Source organism: Vibrio sp. ABH4_348 (assembly GCF_056159765.1).
This window is the reverse complement of record NZ_JBSWVW010000001.1, coordinates 444,915-459,794: the sequence shown is the minus strand read 5'-3', so window position 1 is coordinate 459,794 and position 14,880 is coordinate 444,915. Positions and strand designations below refer to the sequence as shown.

General features: G+C 44.7%; 18 protein-coding genes. 6 read left to right on the top strand and 12 right to left on the bottom strand.

The genetic code is table 11. From position 1 onward, the window contains the following. Position 1: 1 nt before the first annotated feature. The 5 genes from ACXAFJ_RS02120 to ACXAFJ_RS02100 form a co-directional block, all read right to left on the bottom strand. Positions 2 to 634, bottom strand: a complete 633-nt coding sequence (locus tag ACXAFJ_RS02120; protein ID WP_475321083.1) for an NADH:ubiquinone reductase (Na(+)-transporting) subunit D — start codon at positions 632 to 634, stop codon at positions 2 to 4. Continuing rightward, positions 634 to 1,401 carry a Na(+)-translocating NADH-quinone reductase subunit C gene (locus tag ACXAFJ_RS02115; protein WP_475321082.1) on the bottom strand — a complete coding sequence of 256 codons (768 nt, stop codon included), beginning with the start codon at positions 1,399 to 1,401 and terminating at the stop codon, positions 634 to 636. The genes ACXAFJ_RS02120 and ACXAFJ_RS02115 overlap by 1 nt, the downstream gene beginning before the upstream one ends. Next, positions 1,391 to 2,635, bottom strand: coding sequence for an NADH:ubiquinone reductase (Na(+)-transporting) subunit B (locus ACXAFJ_RS02110; RefSeq protein WP_475321081.1), 1,245 nt, complete (start codon positions 2,633 to 2,635; stop codon positions 1,391 to 1,393). Before ACXAFJ_RS02110 ends, ACXAFJ_RS02115 begins: the two co-directional genes overlap by 11 nt. 5 nt (positions 2,636 to 2,640) lie before the next feature. Then, the gene (locus ACXAFJ_RS02105) at positions 2,641 to 3,981 is read right to left on the bottom strand and encodes a Na(+)-translocating NADH-quinone reductase subunit A (RefSeq protein ID WP_475321079.1); all 1,341 of its coding nucleotides are present in this window, start codon (positions 3,979 to 3,981) and stop codon (positions 2,641 to 2,643) included. Between the two features lie 389 nt (positions 3,982 to 4,370). After that, positions 4,371 to 4,685: a BolA family protein gene (locus tag ACXAFJ_RS02100; RefSeq protein WP_475324041.1), complete on the bottom strand. Its 315-nt coding sequence runs from the start codon at positions 4,683 to 4,685 to the stop codon at positions 4,371 to 4,373. A 250-nt stretch (positions 4,686 to 4,935) separates the two neighbouring features. Here ACXAFJ_RS02100 and ACXAFJ_RS02095 point away from each other — a divergent pair, with 250 nt between their 5' ends. Genes ACXAFJ_RS02095 through ACXAFJ_RS02080 form a run of 4 tightly spaced genes read left to right on the top strand, consistent with a single transcriptional unit; the run spans position 4,936 to position 8,666 of the window. Next, positions 4,936 to 6,066: a methyltransferase gene (locus ACXAFJ_RS02095; protein WP_475321078.1), complete on the top strand. Its 1,131-nt coding sequence runs from the start codon at positions 4,936 to 4,938 to the stop codon at positions 6,064 to 6,066. Between the two features lie 44 nt (positions 6,067 to 6,110). Continuing rightward, on the top strand, positions 6,111 to 6,680 hold the full coding sequence (locus ACXAFJ_RS02090) for a YajG family lipoprotein (RefSeq protein ID WP_475321077.1): 570 nt from the start codon (positions 6,111 to 6,113) through the stop codon (positions 6,678 to 6,680). Beyond that, positions 6,680 to 7,234 carry a peptidylprolyl isomerase gene (locus tag ACXAFJ_RS02085; RefSeq protein WP_475321076.1) on the top strand — a complete coding sequence of 185 codons (555 nt, stop codon included), beginning with the start codon at positions 6,680 to 6,682 and terminating at the stop codon, positions 7,232 to 7,234. The genes ACXAFJ_RS02090 and ACXAFJ_RS02085 overlap by 1 nt, the downstream gene beginning before the upstream one ends. Positions 7,235 to 7,292: 58 nt before the next feature. Further along, a complete protein-coding gene (locus ACXAFJ_RS02080) occupies positions 7,293 to 8,666 on the top strand; it encodes an AmpG family muropeptide MFS transporter (protein ID WP_475321074.1) in 1,374 nt (457 codons plus the stop codon). Positions 8,667 to 8,749: 83 nt separating this feature from the next. Here ACXAFJ_RS02080 and ACXAFJ_RS02075 read toward each other — a convergent pair whose 3' ends face one another. From ACXAFJ_RS02075 to ACXAFJ_RS02065, 3 genes are all read right to left on the bottom strand, one after another. Next, the gene (locus tag ACXAFJ_RS02075) at positions 8,750 to 9,433 is read right to left on the bottom strand and encodes a ChrR family anti-sigma-E factor (protein WP_475324040.1); all 684 of its coding nucleotides are present in this window, start codon (positions 9,431 to 9,433) and stop codon (positions 8,750 to 8,752) included. Next, entirely contained in the window at positions 9,433 to 10,014 is a 582-nt protein-coding gene (locus tag ACXAFJ_RS02070) for an RNA polymerase sigma factor (protein ID WP_475321072.1), read from the bottom strand. The genes ACXAFJ_RS02075 and ACXAFJ_RS02070 overlap by 1 nt, the downstream gene beginning before the upstream one ends. A 67-nt stretch (positions 10,015 to 10,081) precedes the next feature. Further along, positions 10,082 to 10,663: an LON peptidase substrate-binding domain-containing protein gene (locus ACXAFJ_RS02065; protein ID WP_475321071.1), complete on the bottom strand. Its 582-nt coding sequence runs from the start codon at positions 10,661 to 10,663 to the stop codon at positions 10,082 to 10,084. A gap of 113 nt (positions 10,664 to 10,776) precedes the next feature. On the opposite strand from ACXAFJ_RS02065, the gene ACXAFJ_RS02060 reads away from it, so the two are divergent. After that, entirely contained in the window at positions 10,777 to 11,673 is an 897-nt protein-coding gene (locus tag ACXAFJ_RS02060; protein ID WP_475321070.1) for a 2-dehydropantoate 2-reductase, read from the top strand. Next, complete coding sequence (locus ACXAFJ_RS02055; RefSeq protein WP_475321068.1) at positions 11,670 to 12,275, top strand: DJ-1 family glyoxalase III; 606 nt, start codon at positions 11,670 to 11,672, stop codon at positions 12,273 to 12,275. The genes ACXAFJ_RS02060 and ACXAFJ_RS02055 overlap by 4 nt, the downstream gene beginning before the upstream one ends. A gap of 96 nt (positions 12,276 to 12,371) precedes the next feature. Here the strand turns inward: ACXAFJ_RS02055 and ndk are convergent, their stop codons facing one another. The 4 genes from ndk to fdx all read right to left on the bottom strand — a co-directional run bounded on the left by ndk (position 12,372) and on the right by fdx (position 14,875). Then, positions 12,372 to 12,797: a nucleoside-diphosphate kinase gene (ndk, locus tag ACXAFJ_RS02050; RefSeq protein WP_475321067.1), complete on the bottom strand. Its 426-nt coding sequence runs from the start codon at positions 12,795 to 12,797 to the stop codon at positions 12,372 to 12,374. A 52-nt stretch (positions 12,798 to 12,849) separates the two neighbouring features. Beyond that, complete coding sequence (gene pepB, locus ACXAFJ_RS02045) at positions 12,850 to 14,142, bottom strand: aminopeptidase PepB (RefSeq protein WP_475321066.1); 1,293 nt, start codon at positions 14,140 to 14,142, stop codon at positions 12,850 to 12,852. Positions 14,143 to 14,300: 158 nt separating this feature from the next. Continuing rightward, positions 14,301 to 14,495: a Fe-S cluster assembly protein IscX gene (gene iscX, locus ACXAFJ_RS02040; RefSeq protein WP_475321064.1), complete on the bottom strand. Its 195-nt coding sequence runs from the start codon at positions 14,493 to 14,495 to the stop codon at positions 14,301 to 14,303. A gap of 41 nt (positions 14,496 to 14,536) precedes the next feature. After that, entirely contained in the window at positions 14,537 to 14,875 is a 339-nt protein-coding gene (gene fdx, locus ACXAFJ_RS02035) for an ISC system 2Fe-2S type ferredoxin (RefSeq protein WP_475321063.1), read from the bottom strand. Positions 14,876 to 14,880 lie beyond the last annotated feature (5 nt).

Sequence of the window (14,880 nt, the reverse complement as noted above, 5' to 3'; positions counted from 1 at the left end):
CTTACTCCTTCGCTTCGACTTGCTCTGGCTTCAGCTCACGGATTATCCAAATTAGGAAACCGATCAAGAAGAACGCTGAAGGTGCCAACAACATCATACCGTTTGGCTGGTACCAACCACCGTTGTTAACGAGTGGAAGCACTTCCATACCGAACAGTTTGCCCGAACCAAATAGCTCGCGGAAGAAGCCTACAGTAATAAGTACGAAGCCATAACCCAAACCGTTGCCAATACCATCAATGAAAGATGGACCCGGTGCAGATTTCATCGCAAATGCTTCTGCACGCCCCATTACAATACAGTTAGTAATGATCAGGCCAACGAATACCGACAACTGTTTAGAGATGTCGTAAAGGAAAGCTTTAAGGATTTGGTCAACAACGATTACCAATGATGCAATGATTGCCATTTGGACAATGATACGCACGCTGTTTGGGATGTGATGACGAATCAAAGAAACGAACAAGTTTGAGAATGCCGTTACGAAAATTACCGCAATCGTCATTACAAACGCAGTTTCAAGCTTAGTCGTTACTGCCAGTGCCGAACATACACCAAGTACTTGAAGCGCAATTGGGTTATTGTCGATAACAGGAGCAAACAAGCTCTTTCTAACATTTTGAGCGCTAGACATTAGTTTAGACCTCCGTTACGGACGTTCGCTAGGAAAGGACCAAAGCCTTGCTCACCTAACCAGAAGTCAAAAGTGTACTGAACACCATTACTGGTCAAAGTCGCACCAGACAGACCGTCAACGCCGTGTTGAGAGCCAGCAGGAGCTCCACCTTTTACCACTTTAAGAGCAGGTTTGAAGTTTTCGTCGAAAAGCTTTTTGCCTTCGAACTGAGCGCGCCAAGCTGGGTTTTCAACTTCTCCACCTAGACCGGCTGTTTCACCTTGCTCGTAGTAGCTGATACCTGCAACGGTATTACCGTCTGGTTCAACGGCAACCAATGCGTACATCATAGACCATAGGCCTTTACCGTGAACAGGGATAATGACGCGTGACACGTCATCACCGTCTTTCACAAGGTAAACGATGGCTTCATTAGAACGACGACGAATGTTTGCAACATCTTCGTCTGATGTCAGTGCGATTGAAGTTTCAGGGTTCTTTGCAGACGCGCGCTGATCAAATGTTGCCGCATCTTTTTCAACGAACTCACCCGTATCTAAGTTAACGATACGAGGCTCAATAAACTCCGCATAGACTTCAGGAATAGAGCCTGAGCCGGATACACCTGCTACTTCAACGATTTTGCTTTGTTTATCTAAAACCGCGTTCGATTTTTGTAGGTCGCGAAGACCTACCGCCGCGCCAGATACCACGATAGAGCACACTAAGCTCAACGCGATAACGACGAACAGCGTTTTTTTGATGCTATCGTTATTACTTGCCATAGCGCGCTAGTCTCCGCTTGATGTTCTTTTCAATCACAACGTGGTCGAATAGAGGTGCAAACAAGTTCGCGAATAGAATTGCCAACATCATACCTTCTGGGTATGCAGGGTTAACTACACGAATCATTACACACATCGCACCGATCAAGATGCCGTACCACCACTTACCTTTATTAGTGAAAGACGCTGAAACAGGGTCTGTCGCCATAAAGAACATACCGAATGCAAAGCCACCTAAAACTAAGTGCCAGTGCCAAGGCATACTAAATAGTGGGTTAGTATCAGAACCAATCACATTGAACAGCGTTGCCGTAGCAACCATACCGATCATTACACCGGCAATGATGCGCCAAGAGGCAATTCGCAAGTAAACAATGAAAGCCGCACCAATCATGAGTGCTAACACTGAAACTTCACCGATAGAACCTGGGATGTTACCTAGGAACGCGTCCATCCAAGTGATCGCTTCACCAGTTACGTTGTGAACCAATGAACCTTCACCACCTTGCGCCCACTGGCTAAGTGCGGTAGCACCAGAGAAACCATCTGCAGCAGTCCAAACTAGATCGCCTGAGATTTGCGCTGGGTAAGCAAAGAATAGGAATGCACGACCGGCAAGAGCTGGGTTAAGGAAGTTACGGCCTGTACCACCAAAGATTTCTTTGGCAACAACAACACCGAAAGTGATACCCAACGCCGCTTGCCACAAAGGAAGCGTAGGCGGAACAATCAACGCAAACAAGATAGAGGTAACAAAGAAGCCTTCGTTTACTTCGTGCTTACGCACCATACAGAACAAAATTTCCCAGAATGCACCCACAATAAATACCGTGGCGTAGATTGGTAGGAAATACATTGCACCTAGTAAGGTTTTACTGCCCCATGCCGCATCAGGACCTAGCGTACCGCCGAGTGCTTGCGTAAGAGAGTAACGCCAATCACCAGCGATAACAGCGGCAAACTGATCGCCAGAGTATAAGTGGTTTAGAGCCAAAATAGCTTGGCCACCAGCATTGTACATACCCCAGAAGATTGCAGGGAATGTTGCAAACCACACCATGATCATGATGCGTTTCAAGTCAATGCTGTCACGAACGTGTGAGCTCTTTTTCGTAATTAGACCTGGAGTGTAAAAAACTGTCGCTACAGCTTCATACAAGGCAAACCATTTCTCATGTTTACCACCAGGCTCAAAATGAGGCTCGATATCTTCAAGAAACTTTTTAAGACCCATGAGAATTACCCTTCTTTCACTATCGTGTCTAGACAGTTACGAAGAAGATGACCGTATTCGTATTTGCCTGGACATACAAAGGTACATAACGCTAGATCTTCTTCATCCAACTCCAGCGCACCTAAACGTGCCGCGCTGTCAGTATCACCTGCACACAAGTCGCGCAGAAGAAGTGTTGGTTCCATATCTAACGGCATGACACGTTCATAGTTACCGATTGGAACCATAGAACGATCACTACCATTGGTAGTGGTTGTCATGTTAAACAGTTGACCTTTGAACAAGTGACCTAGGTAAGCTCGAGTCACAGAGAACTTGTTTTTACCTGGCATTACCCAGCCAAAGAATTCTTTGTCACGACCTTCGCGCAACACAGAAACTTGGTTATGGTAACGGCCAAGGAAAGCGTGTGGGCCAGATGCTGCCGTGCCAGAAAGCACAGAACCAGAAATAACGCGCACGTCACCTGGCATAACTTCGTTGTTGGTTAGGTCTTCAAGGCTTGCACCAGCTAGAGTACGCACCAAACGAGGGTTATTCACTACCGGACCCGCGAGAGAAACAACGCGGTCAGAGAAAACTTCACCTGTTAGGAATAACTTACCGTATGCAATTACGTCTTGGTAGTTAATATGCCAAGCCGTCGTTTCCGCATTCACTGGGTAAAGGAAATGCATGTGTGTGCCTGGCAAACCCGCTGGGTGAGGACCGTCAAATACATGCTCTTCAACATTGGATTGTGAAGACTTAGGTAAGCTGGCTGCAGATTTACAAACGTAAACCTTGCCGTCAGTTAGCTTTGAAAGCAAATCTAATCCAGCAACAAACGCATCTTGCTGTTCGTTGATGATTAGGTCAGGCTGAGCCGCTAAAGGATTAGTATCCAATGCAGTAACAAAAATTGCCTGAGTGTTTGAATCAATAGCAGGGACCTTGCTGAATGGACGAGTACGCAAAGCGGTCCACGCACCAGACTCAACAAGCTGATCAACGATCGTTTGACGATCTAGACCGCTCAGAGCACTGGCGTCAAAGCTATCAAAAGTAACTTGCTCTTCACCTGCCACTTCAATCACAACAGATTGAAGGACACGCTTAGCGCCACGGTTAACTTCGATGACTTTACCACTTGCTGGTGAAGTAAATTTCACACCAGGATTCTTTTTATCTTCAAAAAGAATTTGAGCTTTCTTTACTTCATCTCCTACGCGGACATGCATGGTAGGACGCATGCCAACGTATTCTTCGCCAAGCAAGGCGACTTTTGTGATGGAATTACCATCATTAATCACCTGGGTAGGAGTTCCCGCAATAGGAATGTCCAAACCCTTCTTTATTGTAATCATACGCACTTGCACTACTTTATCGGGAAAAAGATTCTTTTAATTGCGTAATTGTTAGACACGACATTAGTGTCCGGTTCTGGCACTTGAGCTCACACCAGAATCGCAACATCCTTTTAATTATCTCGTCACAAAAATTTATCGAGATTTCTTAGGGGCAGCATTCTATCATCTTTTACGATTTGCTGACCATGACCAAAATTGTCATTACTGACATTATTTCTGTGCTTTATAGGTCAATAAGCTGGCTAATCTTCATAACTTTGAGCCAGTGCACAAAGCACAACATAAACTCTTGTTTGATTAATTTTAGTCTCTATTGAGCGTTTACCCCAATTATGTTTCATTTTGTTAGCAAACGGTCAAAATGAGAACTCAGTGTGTTAATGGTGTTAGCGGCCTTGCTTATCGCCACCCAAACACATCGGTGTAGAAGGTGCGACGCCTTGTTCTTGCCACTCTTCTGGGGTGTAGGTGTGAATTGACAGAGCATGTATCTGCTCTGCAAGCTCATGAGCCAGTGCACTATTTACGGCTCTGTGTCTTGCGATCAAACGTTTTCCTGCAAACTCATCACTAACGATAACCACTTTGAAATGACTCTCTGAGCCTGCTGGAACATTGTGTTTAAAGCTCTCATTTTCGACCGCTAGAAATTCCGGTTCAAATGCTTTTGCTAATTTAGCCTCAATGGCGGGCTGGACGATGGGCTCACTCATAACTTTACTCTCTTTGATTTATTTTTATTAAGCTACTTAGATAGCACAATTAAGCGCTTTTGTTTGATTATACTTGGAAAGCAACAAAAGTAGCCAAAATGAATAGCGAATGCTCAATTTGAGATACTCGATTAACACGAGATATTAATTTCGCGCTCCAGCAGTCACTCAATAACTAAGACTTAGTCGGGAAATTGCGTTACCTTTACCGAAGACGACAACTTCCAATTTCAAAATAATGCAACCTAATCAAGTATCGCTGCGCGGTAAGCCCTTCGCCTTAAATCGTTACCCAGTTAAAAAAAATGAACAGCTGCAAGCTTGGAGCGCGGGTGATGAGTATCTCATTCAACACCTTGAAGAGATGGACCTTCCTTTGGGTAAGCGTGTTCTAATTCTCAATGACGCATTTGGCGCTCTGTCTTGCGCATTATCTGCAGACTACAACACCACTACAATAAGTGATTCGCATGTCAGCTACTTGGCTTGCCAACACAATCTTAAACAGAACCAGCTACCAGATATCGACTGGCGAACGACAACTGATGAATGGCCCACAGACATAGACTTGGTTTTGATGGTTATCCCCAAAAGTAACCGATATTTGAAATGGTTACTGCAATCTATCGCTCACAACATACCTGAAAACGTGCCAGTAATTTCAGTCAACAAGGCGAAAGAAATTCACAGCTCAACACTTAACATTTTCGAGCAGGCGCTAGGGGATACCACGACATCTTTGGCTTGGAAAAAACACCGCTTAGTTTTTAACCGCACCGGTAATTTCACTGGGAATATTGACGAAGTCACCCAATGGCAAGTAACCGAACACAATATCAGTCTGTCCAACTTAGCAAACGTCTACAGTGGAGAAAAGCTTGATTTGGGTGCGCGATTTTTTCTTGAGCATCTTCCACAAAGCGAGCGCCTTAATAACATCATTGACCTTGGGTGTGGTAACGGTGTTCTTTCAGTCAAACTCGCGCAGCTAAACCCTAATGCGCAAATATTGAGTGTTGACGAAAGTTACATGGCAACGCGTTCTTGTCAGATGAACGTCGCCGACAACCTTCCTAGCTATAGCAAACATCAAGTACTAACCAACAACTGTCTTGAAGGCGTGGCTGAAAATACGGCGGATTTAGTGGTGTGCAATCCCCCTTTTCACCAAAACCTAACTGTGACGGACCACATAGCTTGGCAAATGTTCTGTGATGCAAAGCATGTTCTGAGATCTGCTGGCCAATTATTAGTTATCGGCAACCGTCACCTCGGCTACGATGATAAATTATCTAGACTGTTTGGCCACGCCAACGTAAAGCGCGTCGCTCAAAATAAAAAGTTTGTTATTTTACAAGCCACTAAATAGAGCTTAAATCAGAAACTACACATTCTAAAGTGATAGGTCACACTATGAAAAAACTCGTTATTGCTGCATCTGTAGCCTTGCTGGCCGCATGTTCTGCGCCACAACCTCAACAGCTTACTCTTATGCCACAGCCAGTACTCAGTAGTAATGCGTTAGTGAGCGGTAAAACCTTCTCATTGACCAGTTCGGATTCTCGTTCCGCGCAATATGTAGCTCTGGTTGATAGCGGTAGAAATAACCTAGAGCCTCTGCATTCCAAACAAAATGTCCGTATTGAAATTGAAAATGCATTAATGGCTCAATTTCAATCTCAAGGTTTCTCCAGTGCAGTAAATAGTGAAAACTCCATTGCCATTAATGTAAAAGAAGCCTTGGTCAAGGTTCAGCATTCCATTATGGAAAATGAAATGGAAGCGGCCGTGGTTATCGAAATCACAGCAGAGACACCACAAGGAAAGCTGGTAAAAACCTTTAATGGTGTTGCGGAGCGCGCTGGAGCAATGAGTGCCTCAAATCGAGAAGTTGAACTTGTTCTTAACGATGTCGTCAACCTTGTGCTGAAAGAAGTGGCGAACGATCAAGAACTCATCCAATACATGCAGGAGCGTTTTTAATGAAACGTTTTACCGCTTTTACCTTAGTAGCTGCGCTGTTTGTGTCGCCTCACCTTCTGGCTGACACTTTAGTCAAATTTCAAACCAACTTGGGCAGTTTTACTGTCGAACTTAACGAAGAAGATGCGCCAATTAGTTCGGCTAACTTTCTAAAGTATGTTGAAGATGGTAGCTATCAAGGCAGTATTTTCCATCGAGTCATCGAAAACTTTATGGTGCAAGGTGGTGGGTTTAACGAAAACATGCAGCGTTTACCGACTGAGGCACCTATTGTTTTAGAGTCGAAAAACGGCTTAAAAAACACTAAAGGGTCTATCGCCATGGCAAGAACCCAAGATCCCAACTCAGCGACTCGCCAATTTTTTATTAACTTAGTCGATAATGCCTTTCTAGATTATGACCAGCGACCACCCGGTTATGCCGTATTTGGCCAAGTCACTGAAGGACTGGAGGTCATTGAAAAAATCGGTAAACAACCGACTGGCTCACGTGGTCGTATGCAGGATGTACCGACCAACGCCATCATCATTCAGCAAGTTAGTATTGTGAAATAAATAAAAAAAGCTCCCAATTTGAGGAGCTTTTTTATTCTCATAAAGTAAGGATACCGCGATGACATCAATGTCTTGGACCGAGACGGTTCGCAGCTATGCCGATAAAAAGCTGCTTTGGGTTTTCCTAATGGGTTGCTCTAGTGGCTTTCCGTGGGTTTTGATTGGTTCCAATATGTCAGGCTGGCTAAAAGATGCGGGAATGACTCGCGCCGCCATTGGTTATTTTGGGAGTATTTTTGCCGTCTACGCTATTAACTTTTTATGGGCCCCTTTAGTAGACCGCGTTAAGCTTCCTGTTCTGAATCCGCTTCTTGGGCATCGACGCAGTTGGATACTGTTGTGCCAGTCGGTCATCTTGTTGTGCACACTCGCCATTGCGGGTGTCGACCCGGCACAAAACTTAATTCTCACGTCAGCAATTGCATTGGGCATCGCCATAGCCTCAGCGACCCAAGACATTTCAATTGATGCATACCGTATCGACACTTTCCCTAAAAAAGAAGGTTCAAAATTACCGCAAGCATCTGCCATGGCGGTTGTTGGTTGGTGGACAGGGTACTCACTACCCGGTTATCTGGCATTTATTAACGCCGATTCGATCGGTTGGAATGGGGTTTACTATGGTATGGCTGCCATCGTTGGGGTACTCATACTGTTTACCTTACTGGTTGGCGAGCCAAAAACTGATCGTGAAGCACTTCAAGCTCAGGCAGAAGATCGTCACAAAAAAGTGGTGGGTTCAAAAGTCGTCGCTTGGTTTAGTGTCACCGTGATTGAACCATTCGCCGATTTCTTTAAGAGTAATGGTTTCCGGGTCGCCATTACCCTACTACTTTTTGTGTTCTTGTTTAAAATTGGTGAGGCATTCCTCGGAAGGATGTCGATCACTTTTTACAAAGAAGTTGGTTTTAGTAACGAGCAGATCGGTTACTACTCGAAATTGATTGGTTGGGGACTGACCATCTTATTCACTATTCTCGGCAGTATGGTAAATGTGAAATTTGGCATTGTTCGCGGGTTAATGGTGGGTGGTATTGCCATGGCGGCTAGTAACCTAATGTTTGCTTGGATGGCAAAAGCAGGGCCAGTTGAGAACTTATTCTTAGCGACCTTGGTGATTGATAACTTCACCACCGCATTTTCTACCGTGGCTTTTGTTTCGTTCTTAACTATGGTGACTGGACAGGCGTTTTCAGCAACACAGTATGCGCTGTTGGCTTCGTTGGGTAACTTCGGCAGAACGACATTGGCGTCATTCAGTGGCGAGTTAGTTGACTACCTCAATGATTGGTCGATGTTCTTTATCATCACCTCGTTAATGGTAATCCCAAGCCTTGCTATGCTGTATAGCTTGCGAGGCTATTTCACGCAAATCCTAGACAGGAAAAAATCTGAACAACCAGCCCCTAAACCAGAAAAACAAATTCAGTAAACAAATTGGATGTTTAAATTTGGTACAAGACAATAAAAAAGGCAGCGAAGTAAGCTGCCTTTTTCGTAAAGATAAAAACCTTATTAAGGGTACATTCCCTTGCCGAACATATTGAAGACTCGCGCAACGCCTTGTGTGAACAACATAGGTTCTGTTAACACGGTTAAACACAGACAATCTTCACCAGCTTTGGTTTGTGGACTGTGTTTAACTGAAGCGTCTCTGACTAAGTAGTCGCCAGCTTCGTAATGCCCGTCTTCATCGCTAAACCCACCGTGGAGCACTAATGTAGATTCAAGGCCTTTGTGCGTGTGTTGAGGAATCTTAACGTCTTCACTGATGTACATCAGATTCACTCGAGCTTCGCCATCGATGTCTATGTTCGCACTAAATACCTTACCACCGTAGCTCCGCCATTCACCAAGATGAGGCTTAAGTTTTGTCAGCGCTTTTGGCAAAGCAAACTGTTTACCGTTAACCGTCACTTTTGCTGACGCTGTTTCGGGCTTGAGCTGCACGCGGATTTCGTCTGGCGTATGCTGCTTGAGCGCGAGAATACTACTCAGCATTTCGTCCATGTCGCTCTTTGCTATTTGCTCTGGCTCTGATTGCTCTAACGCCGTTCCTGCTTGCTCTTCGTATCTCGCAACTTTGCGTTTAGTCATTGGACACATTTCAAGGTGCGTAGCAACGGCCAAGGTGTCTGCGGTACTCAACGTGCCGGCAGCGTAACTCATCAAGAGTTCTTCATTGGGGTGGTGTTTCATCATGCTTCCCCCTCCATCGAGATTTTCAGTTTTTCAACCGCCAACCTCAATCTGGATTTCACGGTTCCTAATGGTATATCGAACATGTCTGCCACTTGTTGATGAGGCAGTTCTTCCAAATACACTGCTTGCACTACCTTGCGCTGTGCTTCAGGCAGAGTATCTAGAAATTTTACGACTTGTTGCTTAAGTCTGTCTTGCTCAGGTGAGTAGTGCTCAACCAAATCAGGCGGACAATAGTCAGAAGGCCATAGATCATCTGCGAGTAAGTGCGGCTCTCTACCTTTTTGTTTACGAAGCATATCGAAACAAAGGTTTCTAGCGATAGTATAAATCCAAGTCGACAAAGAGCTTTTTTGTCCGTCAAACAAATGTGCTTTTTGCCACACCGTTGCCATGGTTTCTTGAACCAGCTCGATCGCTACCCCGTCGTTGCCAACGTGCTTCATTACGAACTGCTTAAGTCGAGGTGAAAAATGGCTAAATACCACAGAAAACGCACTGGCGTCTTGCAGTTTGACCTTTTCCATACAGTCAGCCCAATCCTGACGTTTGAACTTTGTTGCCTCGAGAGTCGTCATACCCTTTCCTTAGCTAACACTTCTGAGCGTATTGTTAGTGTACGCCAGTCGTACTGGAAAGATCACTTTAGTGCTGACTTTTTTCACTTTCAATTGCGGTACTCAGAAAATGGAGCGCCAACTCGCAATCATCTTGTCCATAAATTTGGTCAAACTGTTGCTTATGTAGCGGCAGGATCTCCAACCAACGCTGGCACACCCAGCTTGCATCATCGAAAAAGCGTTCGTTATACAAATCCCCCAACTCTGGAAACTGTATGTATAGATTTTGTAGTTGGTTGCTTATGTAGCGCTCTTTAGGTTCAAACTCGGCGATTGGCCAACTTGGTGACCAATTCACTTGAGCGGTTCTCAAGCCATCAAATTCGGTTCTTACTTTCTCTATCTTGAAACGTTTTATCCCAACGACCGTGATGCCTAACATCCCGTCTTCCAACGAATCAAAATCGACAATCTGCACCAAAGTCCCATGCTCCGACAGCTCGTTTTCACCATTACTGTTTTTTTCGAACAAACAGATCCCGAAAGTACCGTCTGCTTTTGTTGCCTCTGCTACTAAGCGCTTGTACCTGGGTTCAAATATTCTGAGTCTCATTTTTCCCTCAGGCAAAATCACCGATCCCAGAGGAAACAACATGACTTTAGACATTACTTTCACCTTGCTTATTGTTATGTGTGAATGTACGCAGTACTCTTCACAAACGATCAACTTTTCTCGGTATCTCACTTACCCGATTACCTTGAATATTGGAATTTACTAAAATGAATATTGTTGTGTTGGGTGCAGGAGCGGTCGGTTCTCTTTGGGCAATCAAGTTACGACAAGCCGGGCACAATGTGTCAGTTATGACACGATTATCAGCGCCAAGCGTGTTGATTAGCAGTAGCGACAATCACATAGAACGGTTTTACAACAATCGACCAGAAGAGATTATTAACTGTGACCTGTTATTAGTCACAGTGAAAGCTTTTCAGGTGAACGATGCTCTAAATAATCTCATTGACGACATCCATTCAGATACGATTGTCGTTCTTCTGCACAACGGCATGCTGGATCTTAATACCCTGCCAGAAAGACTTTCACAATTACCTCTTTTACTCGCCACAACCACTCATGGTGCACTTAGGTCTGCCACCACAGAACCTCAAAGCTGGAAGGTACAACACACTGGTCTTGGTATTACCAAAATTGGACCCGCTAATTTAATGGGCGAAAAGTGCCAGTTTTTAGAAGCCGTACTAAACCACGCCTTACCTGAAGTGAAATGGCAAAGCAGCATCAAAGATGCGTTGATGCAAAAGCTAATTATTAACTGTGCGATTAATCCTATAACCGCGATACAGCAATGCTCCAATGGGGAGCTCATACAATATCGAGATACAGTTGATGCCGTTGTTGAGGAAGCGTGGTCAGTTTTAACCTTGGATGGTTTATCTTGGGATTTGAATACCGCCACAGGCCAAGTGCAAGATGTCATCACCGCCACCAGCAATAACTTTTCTTCCATGCATCAAGATAGGCACTTTCAACGGCAATCCGAGATCGACTCGATAACCGGCTATCTGTTAGAAAGAGCTCAACACCACAATATTCAGTTAAAAGAAAACACCCGTCTTTATCAAACAATGAAAGACATCGAGAGAGGTTACACTACATGAAGAAAATACTGGTTCCCATTGCCCATGGTACCGAAGAGATGGAAGCCATCAGTATCATAGATATTATGATACGAGCGGGTTTTGAAGTGACCGTTGCTTCAGCTGATTTTGAAGGAGAGATGCAACTCGTCGGTTCACGTGGTATTCCACTGGTCGCGAAGACAAAGCTTGTTGATGTTGCAGATGAACAGTTTGATGCCATTCTCCTACCTGGTGGTGTTAAAGGTGCCGAAACCTTCCGAGACAGTACCCTGCTTATCGAAATGTTAAAACAACATCTCTATGAAGGCAGATTGATGGGTGCGATTTGTGCCTCGCCAGCACTTGTCTTGCACCATCATGACCTTTACCCGAACGCAATCATGACTTGTCATCCAAGTTTTCATGACCAGATCCCAGAAGAACGTTTGCGCGTTAGGCGTGTTACCACTGACGTCAATCACAACCTGATCACCAGTCAAGCACCGGGTACCACATTAGAGTTTGCTATTGAAGTCATTCACACGCTTACTGATAAAAGCCACGCATGGCAGGTAGCCGAACCATTAGTACCCAACCCAACCTTGCAATACCATAAATGGGGTGAGGAAACAGAACAATAAAAAAAGGCTCTGAAAATCAGAGCCTTTCTCTTACACGTGAGAAGCCGGTTTAAATAAAAAGCAACTTCAAATCGAGAACCACACAGGTTCCTAATTCTAGCTACCAAACACTTCAGCAGCAGGGAAGAAGAACTCAATTTCACGAGCCGCAGACTCAGGACTGTCTGAACCGTGTACTGAGTTATGGCGCATGCTAAGAGCGTAATCAGAGCGAATCGTGCCGCAAGCCGCTTCTTCTGGGTTAGTCTTACCCATAAGCTCTCGGTATCGAGCAATCGCGTTTTCGCCTTCCAGAACTTGTACCATGATAGGCCCAGAAGTCATGAACTCTTTTAGTGGTTCAAAAAATTCTTTGCCTTCATGTTCAGCGTAGAAGCCGCTGGCTTGCTCATCATTCAGAAATACCATTTTTGCTGCAATGATTTTTAAGCCTGCTTTTTCGATTCGGGTGTAAATTTCGCCAACCAAGTTGCGTTCTACTGCATCTGGCTTAATGATTGAAAATGTTCTTTCTAAGGCCATGATTCTTCCCTTTAGTTTCTCGTAGTTAGATTTTTAATGTTGTGGTTGAGAATTAATCTTTCTCTAGTAATAGGCGAGCCAAGGTGCGTACCCCTACGCCAGTTGCACCAGCAGACCATTTATCCGATGGTGTTTTTCTGAACGTAGCCGCACAATCTAAGTGCAACCAACCTTGTTTGTAGTCATCAACAAAGTGTGACAAGAACGCGGCGGCTGTGCTGGCACCCGGAATAAAACCACCACCACTGATGTTAGCAAGATCAGCAAAGTTTGATGGCAACAGATCGCGATGGAACTCCGCTAATGGCAACGGCCACAGACCTTCATTTTCCGCATCGGCCGCATTAAGAGCGAGATCGGCCAGCTCTTGATCAAAACTAAATAGCGCGTGGTAATCATTACCCAGTGCCATTTTGGCAGAACCTGTCAAAGTGGCACAGTCAACGATCAACTCTGGATTTTGCTCAGAGGCGTAAATCAGACCATCCGCCAATACAAGTCGACCTTCAGCATCTGTATTTAGGATTTCTACTGTTTTGCCGTTTTTATAGGTAATCACATCGCCTAGCTTCAATGCACGACCAGAAATCATGTTTTCAGCACAGCACAAGATCAACTTCACACGCTTGTTTAGACCACGCAAGATAGCAAGACCTAGTGCACCGGTAGCCATTGCCGAACCACCCATGTCCGCTTTCATTGCCGTCATACCGTCTGAAGGTTTGATACTATAACCACCAGAATCAAACGTAATACCTTTACCAACGATACACGCAAAAACCGGAGCATTTTCGTCACCCGTTGGGTTGAAGTCCAATTGCAGCATAGCGGAAGTGCGCGCCGAGCCTCGACCCACGGCATAAATGCCTTCCCAACCTTCGGCTAACAGATCTTTATCTTTAACAATGCGAGCGGTGACCGTACCTTCTGGCGCAACTGATTTGATAAACTCTTTCGCCATTGTAGCCAATTGTCTTGGCGCTACTTCTTCGGCAGGTTTATTAATCAAGTCACGAGTGAACTCAGTAGCTTTGATACGAGCTTGAAGTTCAGATTCATCCGCACCACCGAGCTCAGTCCAAACAACCGAACCTTTTTTCTTGGTGTTTCGGTAGCCTTGATAAAAAGCCCAAATGCTTTCTAGCTGCCATTCTGCTCCGGACAGTTCGATTTGGTGAATACCCTGAGAATCAAGGCGACGAGCAGCTTGCTGTATTTTGTCTAGTGACAACTCGGAGCCAGCGTGAATAGTAGTACCATTCGCATCGTAGGAAAGTAGAGCATTTTTGCCCCATTGAGGCGCGGCGTCTGTTTGCGTTAAAAAGACCGACATTGGGTTAGACATGAGTTCTCCTTACCCGTATTGGCTCAAATCGAGCATAGCGTTACAAAATTTCGGAATGTTAGCATTTTGTCGTTAAAAAGTGTCAGTTCCAACAAAAAACGGGCCGTATGGCCCGCTTTTTTAAATCAATCTGTCTGAATGAGAGCTAGATCGACAACCTAGTCCATTTCATCCATCCAACAAAGAATGACTGCTTCTAAGATCTTTTCGTTTGAGCGGTTAGGATCATCTTCAAAATCCTCAAGCTCACAGATCCAACGATGAAGATCCGTAAAGCGAACTGTCTTTGGATCGGTATCCGGATAAGCATCGCAAAGCTCAATTGCGATATCTCTTGAGTCAGTCCATTTCATTTTTTTGCTCCCAGTTTTTGACCAAAGGTAGTTATATATTATTAATGGTCTTCTTTAGCGTGATTTAAGGTATAGCGCGGAATTTCAACCACCAAGTCTTCGTCAGTCACAAAAGCTTGGCAGCCCAATCTTGATTCTGGCTCCAATCCCCATGCTTTATCCAACATGTCGTCTTCCAGCTCATCACTCTCATCTAGAGAATCAAAACCTTCTCGAACAACAATATGACACGTAGTACATGCACACGACTTTTCACAAGCATGCTCGATAGCGATGCCATTTTTAAGTGCAACATCCAGTACACTATCACCGGTATTCGCGTCCAACACTGCGCCTTCCGGACACAGCTCATCATGCGGCAATACAACTATTTTAGGCATATCTC